Annotated in this window: 12 protein-coding genes and 1 tRNA gene; 6 read left to right on the plus strand and 7 right to left on the minus strand. The window is 70.4% G+C overall.

The window, feature by feature from the left end:
* The first annotated feature begins 43 nt into the window (after nucleotides 1-43).
* Complete coding sequence (locus FB157_RS05950) at nucleotides 44-799, plus strand: hypothetical protein (protein WP_145876623.1); 756 nt, start codon at nucleotides 44-46, stop codon at nucleotides 797-799.
* Between the two features lie 11 nt (nucleotides 800-810).
* Here the strand turns inward: FB157_RS05950 and FB157_RS05955 are convergent, their stop codons facing one another.
* Nucleotides 811-1440 (minus strand): hypothetical protein, encoded by a 630-nt coding sequence (locus tag FB157_RS05955; protein ID WP_186581360.1) that lies wholly within the window; start codon nucleotides 1438-1440, stop codon nucleotides 811-813.
* A gap of 267 nt (nucleotides 1441-1707) precedes the next feature.
* Between FB157_RS05955 and FB157_RS05965 the strand changes: the two genes are divergently transcribed.
* Nucleotides 1708-2997, plus strand: a complete 1290-nt coding sequence (locus FB157_RS05965) for a cyclopropane-fatty-acyl-phospholipid synthase family protein (RefSeq protein ID WP_145876626.1) — start codon at nucleotides 1708-1710, stop codon at nucleotides 2995-2997.
* Between the two features lie 53 nt (nucleotides 2998-3050).
* On the opposite strand, the gene FB157_RS05970 is transcribed toward FB157_RS05965, so the two are convergent.
* A complete protein-coding gene (locus FB157_RS05970; protein ID WP_145876628.1) occupies nucleotides 3051-5579 on the minus strand; it encodes an ABC transporter permease in 2529 nt (842 codons plus the stop codon).
* On the minus strand, nucleotides 5579-6349 hold the full coding sequence (locus FB157_RS05975; protein ID WP_145876629.1) for an ABC transporter ATP-binding protein: 771 nt from the start codon (nucleotides 6347-6349) through the stop codon (nucleotides 5579-5581). Before FB157_RS05975 ends, FB157_RS05970 begins: the two co-directional genes overlap by 1 nt.
* Before the next feature lie 391 nt (nucleotides 6350-6740).
* Here FB157_RS05975 and FB157_RS05980 point away from each other — a divergent pair.
* Nucleotides 6741-6824 (plus strand) — tRNA-Leu (locus FB157_RS05980).
* A 40-nt stretch (nucleotides 6825-6864) separates the two neighbouring features.
* Here FB157_RS05980 and FB157_RS05985 read toward each other — a convergent pair.
* On the minus strand, nucleotides 6865-7770 hold the full coding sequence (locus tag FB157_RS05985; RefSeq protein WP_145876632.1) for an NAD(P)H-binding protein: 906 nt from the start codon (nucleotides 7768-7770) through the stop codon (nucleotides 6865-6867).
* 259 nt (nucleotides 7771-8029) lie between these two features.
* On the opposite strand from FB157_RS05985, the gene FB157_RS05990 reads away from it, so the two are divergent.
* Nucleotides 8030-9256 carry a 4-hydroxybenzoate 3-monooxygenase gene (locus tag FB157_RS05990; RefSeq protein ID WP_145876634.1) on the plus strand — a complete coding sequence of 409 codons (1227 nt, stop codon included), beginning with the start codon at nucleotides 8030-8032 and terminating at the stop codon, nucleotides 9254-9256.
* 146 nt (nucleotides 9257-9402) lie between these two features.
* On the plus strand, nucleotides 9403-10257 hold the full coding sequence (locus FB157_RS05995) for a Bax inhibitor-1/YccA family protein (RefSeq protein ID WP_145876636.1): 855 nt from the start codon (nucleotides 9403-9405) through the stop codon (nucleotides 10255-10257).
* 85 nt (nucleotides 10258-10342) lie between these two features.
* On the opposite strand, the gene FB157_RS06000 is transcribed toward FB157_RS05995, so the two are convergent.
* The gene (locus FB157_RS06000) at nucleotides 10343-10573 is read right to left on the minus strand and encodes a DUF4287 domain-containing protein (protein ID WP_145876637.1); all 231 of its coding nucleotides are present in this window, start codon (nucleotides 10571-10573) and stop codon (nucleotides 10343-10345) included.
* Nucleotides 10574-10672: 99 nt separating this feature from the next.
* Here FB157_RS06000 and FB157_RS06005 point away from each other — a divergent pair, with 99 nt between their 5' ends.
* On the plus strand, nucleotides 10673-10984 hold the full coding sequence (locus FB157_RS06005) for a hypothetical protein (protein WP_186581361.1): 312 nt from the start codon (nucleotides 10673-10675) through the stop codon (nucleotides 10982-10984).
* 11 nt (nucleotides 10985-10995) lie between these two features.
* Here FB157_RS06005 and FB157_RS06010 read toward each other — a convergent pair whose 3' ends face one another.
* Both FB157_RS06010 and FB157_RS06015 read right to left on the minus strand, forming a co-directional pair.
* Nucleotides 10996-11808 (minus strand): hypothetical protein, encoded by an 813-nt coding sequence (locus FB157_RS06010; RefSeq protein ID WP_186581375.1) that lies wholly within the window; start codon nucleotides 11806-11808, stop codon nucleotides 10996-10998.
* Nucleotides 11809-12107: 299 nt separating this feature from the next.
* A complete protein-coding gene (locus FB157_RS06015) occupies nucleotides 12108-13328 on the minus strand; it encodes an acetyl-CoA C-acetyltransferase (RefSeq protein WP_145876641.1) in 1221 nt (406 codons plus the stop codon).
* Between the last annotated feature and the right edge of the window lie 46 nt (nucleotides 13329-13374).

The raw sequence follows: 13374 nt of genomic DNA on the forward strand, positions 1-13374 counted from the left end.
CGCGCCGCCCCGGCATCCCCGGCGCGGGTGGTACAGGAGCCACGTGAGCACGCAACCGCCGCTCGGCCCGCCACCCGGCCCCCTGTTCGGGGTCCCCGGCTCCGGTCAGCCGCCTCCCCGGCGCCCCTGGTGGCTCAGGCCGCCCGCGCTCATCGGCGCTGCCGCCGCCGTGGTGGCGATCGCGGTGGGGCTCGTGATCCTGCTCGGCGGCCCCGAGCCGGCACACGAACGTGTCGAGACCGCCGCGCAGGCCCGGGACCTCGCGAGACGCGTGGCCCTGAAGCCCACGGACTGGGGGTCCGGATATCTGCGCAGCACCCCCTACGAGACCGGCGACGTCACGGAGTCGGTCGCCGACGCCAGCTGCTACCTCGTGGTGCAGACACCGGTGAACATGCTGGCCGCGCTGGAGCGCAACGCACAGAGCCCGGACCGGAGGGTCGTCAACACGTCGACGGTCATCGTCCACCGGAACGCCGCGTCCGCCGCTGCGGGCATCACCCGGTTCCGCATGGACGCGCGGCGATGCCGGACGGAGTACGACTCCGCGAGCAAGCAGAAGTGGGAGGACGTGAGGGCGGTCGACGTTCCGGGCCTGAAGGGCTTCGACGAGGTCGCGGGCGAGGAGGGCCACCAGGTCGTCGACGAGACGGGCCTGAAGCTGGACGAGTACTACACACAGCTCACCGGCCGCAAAGGGCAGGTCCTGATGCAGGCGACCGTCGCCCGCTCGGGCGGCCAGGGGCGCGACCGCGAGGAGGCGGTGCACGCCCTCACGCTCATGCTGAGCCGCCTGTAGCGGGCGCCGGGTCACAGGGACCGGGTGGTGGTGCCGCTCGGCAGCTGGAGGCTGCTGAGGAACTGCCGGTAGTCCGCGTCCATGGTCTTCCGCGTGTCCTTGGTGCCGATGGCCAGGATCTGGACCATGTGGTCGCCGAGATCGACGAAGCGGGTGTGGCCGGCCGTGCCGTCACGGGCGGACAGGGCCGCGTCGACCACCGGCTGGCCGGCGTCCGTGGTGCTGTCCCGGACGTCGTGAGCGGTGAGCCGTTCGTCGGCGGACCGGGAGCCCTTGTTGTAGTTGTCCAGCGCGTTCTTGAGGCTGCCCCGCAGGTCCCACCGGCCACCGCCGCCCGGCGCGTCGTAGACCACGAAGCCGATGGCACCGTAGTCGGTGGCCACCTGGTAGGCGCGGCCCTGGATGCCGTTCACGGTGCACTTCTGCATCTGGGCGTCCCCGGGCAGCTCGGCCGTGACGCCGCTCGGGTCGTCGGTGGTCTGCGTCCAGTGTGCGGCGGCGTCGGCGACGGCCGCCGTGGCGGCTGCCGGGGGCGTCGACGGAGCGGCGAAGGCACTGGTGGGCAGCAGCACGCCGCCGGTGATCACGGTGGTCGAAGCGGCGAGCAGGGCAAGACGTCGGAACCTGGCGGGACGGGTCATGGGAGTTCACATCCAGAAGTGGGAGAGAGGGGAGTAAACGGGATGTTCTGCCTCTATTAGCCTCTTGTTGGGCAAGCGGGGCATGACCCTGGATCTCGTGACTTGACCGAACGCGGTCCCCGGCGCTAACGCGGGAGTGTGATGGTTCGGCCGTCGTGTCGGCAGGAGCGTGCGGAGGGGAATGACGTCGGCGTGCCGGGTCGTTTCCCTGCCGGCCGGACGGAGACGATCCGGCGGGCAGCCGATTCCTTTCACCGGAGGTGCGCCATGGCCGAAGCCGCGTCGCGGCTGAGGAGTCTTGCCGAGCAGATGCTGGGAGTCCCGCTCCCGGTGCGGCTACGAGCCTGGGACGGGTCACAGGCGGGTCCGCCGGACGCGCCGACGCTCGTCGTGCGCAACCGCCGCGCCCTGCGTCACATGTTGTTCAAACCGGGCGAGCTGGGCCTCGCCCGTGCCTGGGTCGCCGGAGACCTGGACATCGAGGGCGACCTGTACACCGCGCTCGACGCCGTGGCCGGACTGGTGTGGGAGCGCGGGGAGGACTCCCGCAGCCTCGCCCAGGCACTGCGCGACCCCGAAGTACGGGCCGCCGCGCGAGAGCTGCTGCGGCTCGTCGGGCCGCCGATCCCGCCCGCCCCGCCGCGCGAGGAGGTCCGCCGGCGCCGTCATCTGCACACGCGCCGCAGCGACAAGGAGGCCATCAGCCACCACTACGACGTCGGCAACGACTTCTACGCGATCGTCCTCGGACCGTCGATGGTCTACTCGTGCGCGTACTGGGAGGACGGCGGCACCCTGGAGTCCGCCCAGCGCGACAAGCTCGAACTCGTCTGCGCCAAGCTCGGCCTGAAGGAGGGGCAGCGGCTGCTCGACGTCGGCTGCGGCTGGGGTTCGATGGCCGTCCATGCGGCCCGTGAGCACGGCGTGAGCGTCGTCGGGGTCACGCTGTCGCAGGAACAGGCCGCGTACGCCCGTAAGCGCGTCGCGGACGAGGGTCTGACCGACCGGGTGGAGATCAGGGTCCAGGACTACCGGGACGTCGTGGACGGCCCCTACGACGCCATCTCCTCCATCGGCATGGCCGAACACGTCGGCGCCGAACGCTACCTGGCGTACGCGCGCAGTCTGTACGCCCTGCTGAAGCCCGGCGGACGGCTGCTCAACCACCAGATCGCCCGTCGCCCGCAGCACGACGAATCCGGGTACGAGACCGACCCGTTCATCGACGCCTACGTCTTCCCGGACGGCGAACTCGCCCCGATCGGCACCACCGTCACCCAGCTGGAGCGCGCCGGCTTCGAGGTCAGGGACGTGGAGTCGATCCGCGAGCACTACGCCCGCACCCTGCGCCGGTGGGTCGCCGGCCTGGAGGCCGACTGGGACCGCGCGGTCCGCCTCACCAGCCCGGGCCGCGCCCGCGTCTGGCTCCTGTACATGGCCGCCAGCGCGCTCGCCTTCGAACACAACCGCATCGGCGTCAACCAGGTCCTGGCGGTCCGCACCCCGGAGTCCGGCGGGTCCGGCCTGCCGCTGCGCACCCGCACCTGGAACTCCTGAGACGGCAAGGGCCCCGCTCCGTACCGGAGCGGGGCCCTTGGTCCGTCGTACGGCTACTCGGCCTTGATCGCCGTCAGCATGTTCAGCCGGGCCGCGCGCCGGGCGGGCCACAGGGCGGCCAGGATGCCGACCGCCGCGGCCAGCAGCAGGAAGACCGCCATCCGGCCCCAGGGCAGGACCAGTTCGTACGTGGCCATCTTCGTGCCCAGCAGCTCACCGGCCGCCCAGCCGAAGAACACGCCCAGACCGATGCCGAGCACGCCGCCGAACAGGGAGATCACCAGGGACTCCAGGCGGACCATCCGCTTGACGGCGGCCCGGTCCAGGCCGATCGCGCGGAGCATGCCGATCTCCTGGGAGCGCTCGAAGACCGACATGGCCAGGGTGTTGATGACGCCGAGGACCGCGACGATCACCGCCATGCCGAGCAGGCCGTAGAGCATGTTCAGCATCGTCGTGAACATCTTCGCGATGTCGTTGGAGATGTCCTGCTTGTCCTGGACCTTGATCGCGGGGTTGGAGCCGAGCGCCTTCTCCAGCCGGTCCCTGACCGAATCGGAGGCGCCGTCCGCCGTCTTGACCATGACCTGCATGTCCGAGGCGTCGCGCAGGTGCGGGGTGAGGACACTGTTGTCGATCATGATCCCGTTGAGCATGTCGTTGCCCTCGTAGACCCCGGCGACGGTCAGCTTCTGCGCCTTGCCGTCCTCGTAGTGCACGGTGAACCGCGAACCGGCCTTCCAGCCGTAGTCCTTGGCCCGGTCCTGGTCCACGACCACCTGCGCGCCGCCGACCTTGAAGGTGCCGTCGGACACCTTGAGGTCCGTCAGCTCGCTGATGGCCGAGCCGTTGACCCCGGTCAGGAACTCGGTCTGCCCGTCGACGCGGGACACCGCGTTGCGCAGCGGGCTGCTGGCGGTGACGTCGGAGTCGGCGGCGATCTTCTTCGCCACGTCGGGGGAGAGCGGGCTGCGGCTGGCCATCGAGACGACGTAGTCGGCACGGATCGCCGAGCTGGCCATCTTGTCGATCGACGTCTGCAGGCTGCCCGCCATCACCGTCATACCGGTGATCAGGGTCAGGCCGATCATCAGCGCGGACGCCGTGGCCGCCGTACGGCGCGGGTTGCGCACCGAGTTCTGGCGGGCCAGCTTGCCCGAGACACCGAACACGCGCAGCACCGGGGCGGCGGCCGCGATCAGCGGGCGGGACAGCAGCGGGGTCAGGATGAACACGCCGATGATGAGCAGGACCGCACCGAGACCCATCGGGCCCTCGGCGGCGTCGGCGTCCATCGTGGTGGCCATGAGGACCACCGCGACACCGGCCGCCGAGAACAGCGCGCCGAGCGTGTTGCGCAGCACCAGCGACCTGGTGGTGGCCTGGGCGTGCACGCTGCTCATCGCCGCCACCGGCGGGATCTTCGCGGCCCGGCGGCCCGGCAGCCAGGCGGCGAGCACGGTGATGACGACGCCGACCGCGAGGGCGGCCACGACGGTGCCCGGCGTGATCACCAGCGGCCCGTCCGGCACGCTCGCGCCGAAGGAGCTCAGCAGGCTCCGCAGCCCCGCGCCGATGCCGACACCGGCGACCAGACCGGTCACACCGGCGACGGTGCCGACCACGAACGCCTCGATCAGCACCGACCGGGTGATCTGCCGGCGGGAGGCACCGACCGCCCGCAGCAGGGCCAGTTCCCGGGTGCGCTGGGCGACCAGCATGGTGAAGGTGTTGGCGATGATGAACGTGCCGACGAACAGGGCGATACCGGCGAAGACCAGCAGGGCCTGCTTCAGACCGCTCATCGAGGAGGAGATCTCCCGCGCCTGGTCGTCGGCGAGCTGCTTGGCGGTGGTGGTCTCCACCAGTTTCGACGGCAGCGCCTGGTTCAGCGCGGCCCGCAGCGCGGTCTGGCTGGTTCCCGCCGCCGCCTTCACGTCGATCTCGTCGTACGCGCCCTTCTTGCCGAACAGCGCCTGGGCGGTCGGCGTGTCGAACAGGGCGAGGCTGCCGCCCGCGGCCACGTTGCCGTCGTCGGTGGTGAAGATGCCGCTGACGCGCGGGGTGAGCACCGGGCCGTCGACCGAGATGCGCACGGTGTCGCCGACCTTGTAGCCGGCGCGCTCGGCGGTCCTGGAGTCGATCAGGACCTCGCCCCTGCCGCTGGGCGCGTGGCCGCTGACCAGCGGGTAGCGGGCGTCCTTGGTGCCCCAGTAGTTGCCGCCCTCGGACTGCCAGCCGCCGCCGAGCAGCTTGCCGTCCTTGTCGGCGATCGCGGTGAAGCCGGTGACGACACCGGTGGCGGAGGCGGCGCCCGGGACCTTGCCCGCCTTGTCGAGCAGTGTCTGGGTCAGTTCGGGGGTCTTGCCGACCTTGTCGCCCTCGGAGGCCTGGTACTTGGCCGTGACGGCGACGTCGACATGGTCGAAGCCCTTGGCGGAGCTCTTCTGGTAGGCCTGGGAGATGGTGTTGGTGAAGACCAGCGTCCCGGACACGAACGCCACGCCGAGCATGACGGCGAGCACGGTCATCAGGAGCCGGGCCTTGTGCGCGAGTACGTTGCGCAGGGCGGTGCGGAACATCAGCTGGTACGGCCCTTCGCGTCGAACTGCTTCATCAGGTCGAGCACGGAGTCGGCCGTGGGGCCGTGGATCTCGTCCACGATCCGCCCGTCGGCGAGGAAGACCACGCGGTCCGCGTAGGCCGCGGCGACCGGGTCGTGGGTCACCATGACCACCGTCTGGCCCAGCTCCCGAACGGAGTTGCGCAGGAAGCCCAGCACCTCGGCGCCGGAGCGCGAGTCGAGGTTTCCGGTCGGCTCGTCACCGAAGATGATCTCGGGCCTGGAGGCGAGCGCGCGGGCGACGGCGACGCGCTGCTGCTGGCCTCCGGACAGCTGCGAGGGCCGGTGGCTGAGCCGCCCGGAGAGGCCGACCATCTGGATGACCTGGTCCAGCCACGCCTTGTCGGCCTTGCGGCCCGCGATGTCCATCGGGAGGGTGATGTTCTCCAGCGCGGTCAGCGTGGGCAGCAGGTTGAAGGCCTGGAAGATGAAGCCGATCTTGTCCCGCCGCAACTTGGTGAGCTGCCTGTCCTTCAGGGAGCCCAGCTCGGTGTCGCCGATCCGCACGGACCCCGAGGAGAAGTTGTCCAGGCCCGCCACGCAGTGCATCAGCGTGGACTTGCCGGAGCCGGACGGGCCCATGATCGCGGTGAACTCGGCCTGCCGGAAGTCGACGGAGACCCGGTCCAGGGCGACCACCCGGGTCTCGCCCTGCCCATAGATCTTCGACAGCTCCGTGGCGCGTGCGGCCACGGCCGTGGTCCGGCCGGCGGTGGGTGTGGTGGTCACGGGAAGGTGCTCCTGTCGGGACGACGTCGGTTCGTGGGGACGTATCCATCGTCCCGGCCGCCGGTGCCCGTGTAGTCAGTCGCTGATCCGGTTCCGAGGGGCGACTCCGGTCGGACGGAACGGGCCCGAGTCATACCTGGGGAGGACGGGCGACCCTGACGCCCGCAAGGTCCAGAACCGGACGACCGCCCTCGTTCGGTAGGTGAAATTCCGTCATTCCGCGTACGCACGCGCCCACGCCACGTCACGCTATTGGCAAGTGCGGATGGCTCGTTCCATGGGCTGATGCACCCTCAGACGTCAATAAAATAAGACAACATCGGGCCGTCCCCTCCGCTGTTCGAGGGATGCGCACCGATAGGCTCAAAAATCGAAGCGGAGCCCATGGCCTGCCCGGATGGTGGAATGCAGACACGGCGAGCTTAAACCTCGCTGCCCCTTCGCGGGCGTGCCGGTTCAAGTCCGGCTCCGGGCACTTTCCGCCGCCCCGCACAGGCTGCGGACCGCCCTCGGGCTCAGCCGAGGTAGAGATCCCTGTGCGCGGCCACGAACGTCTCGACCGACTGTGCGGGGACACCCGTCACCCGTTCGACGTCGTCGGAGGCGCGGTCGTAGCGGTTCTCGCGGTGCAGCCGTGCCATCGTGGCGATGTGCTGTTCGGTGTGCGGCGGCAGGCCCGCCTTCGCGAGCACCTCCTCCCGCCACTGGTCCAGGGGCATGTCCGTGTAGGTCACCGGACGCCCGAGCGCTCGCGAGAACTCCTCGGCCATCTCCGTCATGTCGAGCGTGCGGGGGCCGGTCAGCTCGTAGACCTTCCCGATGTGCGGCGCCGGGTCGGGAAGCACCTCGGCGACCACCCGGGCGACGTCGACCACGGCAACCGGCGAGGTGCGCCCGGTGCCGAACGGCAGCGCGATCGTGCCGTTCGCCCGGATCGACCGTGCCGCCAGCGTGGTGAACAGCGGATTGTCCAGGAACGACGTCGGCCTGATGTGCACCACCGGCAGGCCCGACCAGTTCAGCACCTGCTCCGCCAGCCAGTGCAGCCGCTGCTGGTTCGACTCGGAGGTGCTGGTGGCGGTCATCTGGGAGACGGTCATCTGGGACATGTCGATCAGGCCGTCCAGTTCTCCGTGCTCCCGGGCGACGCTCGCCACCACGGTGGCCGCCAGCAGATGGTCCGGTGACACGGGCATCGCGAAGTACATGCTCCGCACACCCTTCAGGGCGCCCGCGACGCTCTCGGGCCGGGTCAGATCACCGAGCACGACCTCCGCGCCGAGCGCCCGCAGCGCGGCGGCACGCTCGTCGTCGCGGCGGACCATCACGCGCACGGGCACGCCCTGCGCGCGCAGTTGCCCCAGGGCGGTGCGGCCGACGTCACCGGCGTTGGCGATGAGGACGAGGTCGCTGGAAGCCATCGGTCGATCTCCTTCCGAGGGGCCGGACACAGTGGGGGGAATCGCGTCGTCGCTTCGGCCCCGGGCATCTGGAGCATAGGCTCGTACGGCGGAGGGGGCCTCCGGAGGAGACCGTGCCCCCCGACCGACCTGCCCCGCCGATCCGTGCACCGACGTGACCGTTGACACCCGACGCCCGCGCCCGGAGACTCCCCTCCCAAGTGCGTGAAGAAAATTTCACCAGGCGAACTGAATGCGTGTCAGAGGGAAGGGGCCGCCGATGCGCACCACCGTCGGGATCATCGGAGCCGGTCCGGCCGGGTTGCTGCTCGCGCGGCTGCTGCACCGCGCCGGCATCGACTCGGTCGTCCTGGAGAGCCGCGACCGCGCCTACGTGGAGCACCGGCAGCGCGCCGGGATCCTGGAACAGGGCACGGTGGACGTGCTGCGCGAGGCCGGGGCCGGACGGCGGATGGAACGGGAGGGGCTCAGGCACGACGGCATCGAACTGCGCTTCGGCCGACGGCGTCATCGCGTCGACCTCCCCGGGCTCACCGGCGGGCGGTCCGTGACGGTCTACGCCCAGACGGAGGTCTGCAAGGACCTCATCGCCCTCCAGCTGGAGGAGGGCGGCCCGCTCCTGTTCGGGGCGGAGGCCCTCGCCGTCGAGGGCGCGGAGGGCGACCGGCCGCGGATCCCCTTCCGGCACCAAGGGCGCGAGGACGTGCTGGAGTGCGACTACGTCGTCGGCTGTGACGGCTTCTGGGGCGTGGCCAGAAAGGCCTTCCCGGCCGCCGTCTCCCGGGTGTTCGAACGGTCGTACCCCTATGCCTGGCTCGGCGTCCTCGCCGACGTCGCCCCCTCGCACGACGAACTGGTCTACGCCCGCCACGACCGAGGCTTCGCCCTGCTGTCCATGCGTCCGCCCGTCGCCCGCCGGCGCCCTTGCGGGGAAGCCGCTCCGCTCTCCGTCGAATCCTTCGTGTCCCGGCTCTACCTCCAGGTGCCGGCGGACGCGAGGGCCGAGGAGTGGAGCGACGACGCGGTCTGGGCCGAACTGGAGACGCGCTCGGCGACCGACGACGGCTGGACGCTGGAGCGTGGCCCGATCACCCAGAAGTCCGTCACCCCCATGCGCTCCTTCGTGCACGAACCGATGCGCCACGGCCGGCTCTTCCTCGCCGGTGACGCCGCCCACATCGTGCCGCCCACGGGTGCGAAGGGGCTGAACCTGGCCGTCGGGGACGCCGTGACCTTCGTCCGGGCGCTCGTCCACCAGCGGGAGACCGGCTCCCCCGGCCTCCTCGACGCCTACTCGACGACCTGCCTGCGCCGCGTCTGGCAGGCCGAACGGTTCTCCTACGACATGACGACCCTGCTCCATCGCGCCCCGGACGCCACCGACTTCGACGCCCGCCTCCAGCTGGCCCGGCTGGAACGGATCGCCACCTCCCGCGCGGCCGAGACCGATCTGGCCGAGGCCTATACCGGCTTCTCCTTGGACTGAGCGGCCCATGGCCGGGAATGAGCCTTCCGGTTAGCGTGTTGCGCAGCACGGCAGGGGAAAGATCCTTCCCAGGTATCACGGTCGATCCTTTGCCAATCCATTACTCTTGAGGCCGAGGCCCCGCACGGCGGCCATGGAGGAGTGAAATGAGGAGCAGCAACCCGGTCTTCTCGCGACGGGGGTTCAGCCGCGACAACGGCTACGCCGGCTTCAACACCGCAGCGCAGGCCGGGTACGCACAGGGCAACCCGTACGCGCAGAACCCCTACGCCCAGAACCCCTACGGCCAGCAGGGTGTCGGCGCTCCGCCGCAGGCCCCGGCCACCACCGGCCGGATGACGATGGACGACGTCGTCATGCGTTCGGCCCTCACGCTGGGCACGGTCGCCGTCGGCGCCGTCCTCGCCTGGGTGCTGCTGCCGGTCTCCACGACCAGCTACGGCCTCGCCTTCGGCGCCGGGATCATCGCGATGGTCCTGGGACTGGTGCAGAGCTTCAAGCGCACCCCGTCGCCCGCGCTCATCCTGGGCTACGCCGCCTTCGAGGGCATCTTCCTCGGCGTCATCAGCGAGATCTACAACAGCCGCTGGAGCGGCGCGCCCTTCCAGGCGGTGCTCGGCACCATGGCGGTCTCGGCCGCGACCCTGCTGATCTACAAGGCCGGCTGGATCCGCGTCACCGCCCGCTACGCCCGCATCGGCATGGCCATCGCCATCGCCTTCGTCCTCGTCATGGCGGTCAACCTGCTGCTGGTCGCGTTCGGCGTGGCCGAGCACGGCGGCCTGCGCAGCATGGGCCCGCTCGGCGCGATCGTCGGCATCATCGCCATCGTGCTCGGCGCGTTCTTCCTGACCCTCGACTTCAAGCAGATCGAGGACGGCATCGCCTACGGCGCCCCGCGCAGCGAATCCTGGCTCGCCGCGTTCGGCCTCACCATGACCCTGGTGTGGATCTACGTGGAGATGCTGCGGCTGGTGGCGATCTTCAGCAACAACGACTAAGCCGACACGCCGGTCGTACGAGAGGGCCCCGGGCTGTCACCACTTGCGGCTGCCAGCCGCGTGGTGCCGGGGCCCTCTCGGTGTCTCAGAGCAGCTTGCGGGCTGCCCTCCTCAGGTCGTACTCGTGGACGAGCGCCTTCGCGTGGCCGTACGCGAGGTCGTACTCGTGCCGGAGCCAGCTGACCTTCTCCTCGAAGCGGAACAGGGCGGGGCCTTCTTCAACGGTGCGCAGCCAGTCGGAGACTTCGCGGCCGGTGCAGTGCGGAATGCGGGCGAGCAGATTGCGGTGGGTCTCCTCGGAGAAGAGCTGGGACATCGGCGCCTCCGAACGCAAAGGGGATGTAAGCCGGTCCTTCACGTCACCGTGCCTGAGCGTTCGCGTATTGGCAACAGTGCGGCGCGTTACGCTCGGCGCGTGGTTGATACGACGCCCTTGACCCGAGCAGTGGATCACTTCGCCGACCGGTTGCGGGCGGCTCCGCAGAGCCGGCTCCAACGCGGCGCCGCGGCCGAGGCCTTGGCCGTGGCCAGGGAACTCTCACGGCGGGCACAGCTGCTGGAGGAGCCCGCCGCGGAGCCCCGGGAGATGCCGGACGCCGGCATGTTCGCGGCAGCCGACCAAATCATGGTGGCCGGGCACGACTTGGCGGTGCTGCTGGAGAACGCGGACCAGGTCACCGAGGCCGTGGAGCTGGTGGAGGAGGCCCGTAAAAGAGCCGGGGTCTGACGTCGGAGCCGTCAGAGCGACGCGATGACCCGGTCGGCCAGGATGTAGACCGTGTCCTTGCCGCAGGCGAAGGTCAGGGTGTAGGCGCCCGAGATGCCCGAGCCGCCGAGGAGGTACGGGGTCTCGCCCTTGCGCAGGGCCGCTGCCAGGTGCTCGGCCGTCTCACGGTGGCCGGGGGTCATGCACAGGGTCGTGCCGTCGGCGAAGACGTAGACGTCGAGGGTGCCGAGGGGGCCGGGGCGTACGTCGGAGAGCTCGACCTGGTCGGCGGCCAGCTGCTCCAGTGTGGTCACCGTGCGCTCGTGGTCGTTCACGGCGGGCGACTGCACCGGCACGAAGTCGGGGTGCGAGGGGTGGCGGCGGCGGGCCGCGGCCAGCTCGGGTGAGTCCGTCGGGGCGGCTCCCTGGACGAAGTCCTTGGGGGAGAACTCGTCGGCCTCCGTGGACGGCTCGGCCGCCGGCTCCAGCGGCTCCAGACCGGCGAAGTCGGCCTGCCGGGGCAGGAACAGGTCGTTCTCGGGGAGGCCGAGCAGAGAGGGCGCGTCGGAGGCGTCACGGGCCTCCTGGGCGGCCCAGAACGCACGGGCCTCGGCCAGCTCGCGCTCACGCTCCTCGGCGAGCGCCTCGGCCACGGCCGCGCGTATCTCGTCCGTGTCGGCGGCCGTGCGGGCCGCGGGCAGCAGTGCTCCCAGGGCGGCGGCCTGGTTCTCGGCGAGCTGGGCCTGCAGCTCCGCGAGCTGGCGGCGCAGCTTCAGCACGGTGCGCAGGACGGCGACGCCCACGGCGCCCGTGGCGGCCGTGGTGAGCAGCAGGGCGATGGGCAAGGCGCTCACTGACGTACTCCCAGGTTCAAAGTCGACCCCCGACTTCCTAACATCAGCTTGAAGGGCGGACTAAGCAGCTGTCAGTGCGTAACGTCACGAAACGGACAGGACTTTGGGCTCATGGTTTCGCCCGTCACCGCGCTGACCTGCGCTGACCTGCAGCGATACCTCCGGCGAGGGAGATAGGTCACATCCTGGGGGAGATTGGATCACAAAAAGACCCAGAACCCGGGTGTTTTCCGGGTTCTGGGTCGATTCCTGACCTTCCGTACCCGCTCGGCTACCGAGGGTGGATCAGGTCAGCTGAGGCGCTCGATGACCATGGCCATGCCCTGGCCGCCGCCGACGCACATCGTCTCCAGGCCGAACTGCTTGTCGTGCCACTGCAGCGAGTTGATGAGCGTGCCGGTGATGCGGGCGCCGGTCATGCCGAAGGGGTGGCCGACGGCGATGGCGCCGCCGTTGACGTTCAGCTTGTCGATGTCGATGCCGAGGTCACGGTAGGAGGGGATCACCTGGGCGGCGAACGCCTCGTTGATCTCGAACAGGTCGATGTCGTCGACGGTCAGGCCGGCGCGCTGCAGAGCCTGCTTGCTCGCCTCGACCGGGCCGAGGCCCATGATCTCGGGGGAGAGGCCGGAGACACCGGTCGACACGATGCGGGCGAGCGGGGTCAGGCCCAGCTCGCGGGCCTTGGTGTCGCTCATGATGACCAGCGCGGCCGCGCCGTCGTTCAGCGGGCAGCAGTTGCCGGCCGTGACCAGGCCGTCCGGGCGGAAGACCGGCTTGAGGCCCGACACGCCCTCCAGGGTGACGCCGGCGCGCGGGCCGTCGTCCTTGCTGACGACCGTGCCGTCGGGGAGGGTCACCGGGGTGATCTCGCGCTCCCAGAAGCCGTTCTTGATGGCTTCCTCGGCGAGGTTCTGCGAGCGGACGCCGAACTCGTCCATGTCCTGGCGGGTGACGCCCTTCCAGCGGGCCAGGTTCTCGGCGGTCTGGCCCATCGAGATGTACGCGTCCGGGACCAGCCCGTCCTCACGCGGGTCGTGCCACGTGGTGCCCTCCTGCTCGGCGACGGCGGCGGTACGGGCCTCGGCCTCGGCGAAGAAGGGGTTGTGCGTGTCCGGGAGGCCGTCGGAGCTGCCCTTGAAGAAACGGGACACCGTCTCGACGCCGGCCGAGATGAAGACGTCGCCCTCGCCGGCCTTGATGGCGTGCAGGGCCATGCGGGAGGTCTGCAGCGAGGAGGAGCAGTAACGGGTGATCGTGCAGCCCGGCAGGTGGTCCATGCCCATCTGCACGGCGACGATGCGGCCGAGGTTGTGGCCCTGCTCGCCGCCGGGGAGGCCGCAGCCGAGCATCAGGTCGTCGATGTCCCGCGGGTCCAGCTCAGGGACCTTGGCGAGCGCCGCCTGGATGATGGTCGCGGTCAGGTCGTCGGGGCGCAGGTCCTTGAGGGAACCCTTGCCGGCGCGGCCGATGGGGGAGCGGGCGGTCGAGACGATGACGGCTTCGGGCATCACGGCTCCAGGTGGGCTGACGGTGTTTGGCAGGGCCGGTTGGGAA

It is taken from the genome of Streptomyces sp. BK340 (assembly GCF_007827595.1).
In the GTDB taxonomy this organism is placed as follows: Bacteria; Actinomycetota; Actinomycetes; order Streptomycetales; family Streptomycetaceae; genus Streptomyces.

What these genes read in the sequence shown, in the direction of transcription:
- FB157_RS05955 (WP_186581360.1), bottom strand. Translation starts at nt 1,440, where the DNA reads ATGACCCGTCCCGCCAGGTTCCGACGTCTTGCCCTGCTCGCCGCTTCG.
- FB157_RS05965 (WP_145876626.1), top strand. Translation starts at nt 1,708, where the DNA reads ATGGCCGAAGCCGCGTCGCGGCTGAGGAGTCTTGCCGAGCAGATGCTG.
- FB157_RS05970 (WP_145876628.1), bottom strand. Translation starts at nt 5,579, where the DNA reads ATGTTCCGCACCGCCCTGCGCAACGTACTCGCGCACAAGGCCCGGCTC.
- FB157_RS05985 (WP_145876632.1), bottom strand. Translation starts at nt 7,770, where the DNA reads ATGGCTTCCAGCGACCTCGTCCTCATCGCCAACGCCGGTGACGTCGGC.
- FB157_RS05990 (WP_145876634.1), top strand. Translation starts at nt 8,030, where the DNA reads ATGCGCACCACCGTCGGGATCATCGGAGCCGGTCCGGCCGGGTTGCTG.
- FB157_RS05995 (WP_145876636.1), top strand. Translation starts at nt 9,403, where the DNA reads ATGAGGAGCAGCAACCCGGTCTTCTCGCGACGGGGGTTCAGCCGCGAC.
- FB157_RS06000 (WP_145876637.1), bottom strand. Translation starts at nt 10,573, where the DNA reads ATGTCCCAGCTCTTCTCCGAGGAGACCCACCGCAATCTGCTCGCCCGC.
- FB157_RS06015 (WP_145876641.1), bottom strand. Translation starts at nt 13,328, where the DNA reads ATGCCCGAAGCCGTCATCGTCTCGACCGCCCGCTCCCCCATCGGCCGC.